Raw genomic sequence first — 1,322 nt, 5'->3', positions numbered from 1 at the left:
AGAGGCGGCTGCGCGGGCAGGGAATATTAAGCCGGCGCCCTATGATCCTGATTTTGCTGAAGGGGACGATTTTGATGAGTTTTTCTGGTTTAACCCTTTTGGGAAAGAGCTGCCTGTTGTTCAGTCGTTGCCTAAACCTGAGCGTGTTGCTCTTACTGAAAGGGAAGAGGAGCGTGAGAGGATTTTGCAACAGCTAAATTGATTGGCCACAACATCAAAGTACCTGTTTTTTCAAGAATTTCGTCTCAGTTAACAAAGCATTTCAAATTCCTAAAAAAACCCGAAATAGTGATTGACAGTAAGGGCCAAATCGTTAAAATGCGCATCTCGATTTGAGCAGGGTGGTTAGCTCAGCTGGGAGAGCATCGCCCTTACAAGGCGAGGGTCACAGGTTCGATCCCTGTACCACCCACCAAACCGCTCAAGTCGAAAACAGCTTTAAGATGCGGACCGGTAGTTCAGTTGGTTAGAATACCGGCCTGTCACGCCGGGGGTCGCGGGTTCGAGTCCCGTCCGGTCCGCCACTTAAGTTGTCACCCAGATGGGTGGTTAGCTCAGCTGGGAGAGCATCGCCCTTACAAGGCGAGGGTCACAGGTTCGATCCCTGTACCACCCACCAAATCCTTTACTAGTTTGGCTCAGCTCAAATGGTTTAGGTAGAGTTTTTAAAGATGCGGACCGGTAGTTCAGTTGGTTAGAATACCGGCCTGTCACGCCGGGGGTCGCGGGTTCGAGTCCCGTCCGGTCCGCCACTTTAAACTTCTTTCTCTGGCTTTTATTTTTCTTTCTTTAGTCGCAGTACTTACATATTTCTCGAATGCGATTTCCTCCAATTCGATCGTCCTCTATTACTATTTAGTCTGATCGTGCTTTGGTCCGTCTCTGTAGCTGCCAGGGCTCATTCCGCTCCAGCGTTTAAAGGCTCTATGAAAGGCGGATGGAGAAGAAAAACCTAGAAGAAAAGCAATCTCCGTAAAGTTATGCTTTGTGTCTCGAACATATGTTTGAGCGAGCGCATTTCGAGTGTCATCAAGTAATGTCTGAAACTTAAATCCTTCGTTGGCCAATCGTCGGCGCAGTGTCCAGCCTGCGATGCCAAGTTTTCTAGCAATGGATTCGATGTTGGGCGGTGTGCCCGTGAGATTTGCGGATATTAGATCAACGACTTGGTCCGCAGTGGTCGTTCCAGAGTTCCATTTACGTCTTTCTTGTTCGCAGATTTCCGTCATTTTAGAGAATGTGGTCGCGCAGCTGTCTGTGAGTCTTTCGTGGTGATGACCCCGTTTCAGAACTAAAGCATTTCGTTTTTGACTGAATAGTAT

2 protein-coding genes and 4 tRNA genes are annotated in these 1,322 nt (G+C 48.3%); 5 read left to right on the top strand and 1 reads right to left on the bottom strand.

Annotation, left to right across the window (positions count from 1 at the left end; genetic code table 11):
- From A3751_RS23260 to A3751_RS20370, 5 genes are all read left to right on the top strand, one after another.
- The coding region (locus A3751_RS23260; RefSeq protein ID WP_197466566.1) for a hypothetical protein at positions 1 to 202 on the top strand (202 nt) is incomplete at its 5' end.
- 137 nt (positions 203 to 339) lie between these two features.
- A tRNA-Val gene (locus tag A3751_RS20385) sits at positions 340 to 415 on the top strand.
- Positions 416 to 447: 32 nt separating this feature from the next.
- Positions 448 to 524, top strand: a tRNA-Asp gene (locus A3751_RS20380).
- Between the two features lie 19 nt (positions 525 to 543).
- Positions 544 to 619: transfer RNA gene (locus A3751_RS20375), tRNA-Val, on the top strand.
- Between the two features lie 56 nt (positions 620 to 675).
- Positions 676 to 752: transfer RNA gene (locus A3751_RS20370), tRNA-Asp, on the top strand.
- Positions 753 to 851: 99 nt separating this feature from the next.
- Here A3751_RS20370 and A3751_RS20365 read toward each other — a convergent pair.
- Positions 852 to 1,322: helix-turn-helix transcriptional regulator (locus tag A3751_RS20365; RefSeq protein ID WP_231876950.1), on the bottom strand; the 471-nt coding region annotated here is incomplete at its 5' end.

The organism is Oleiphilus sp. HI0080 (assembly GCF_001635135.1).
This window is presented reverse-complemented; position numbering and strand designations above follow the sequence as displayed.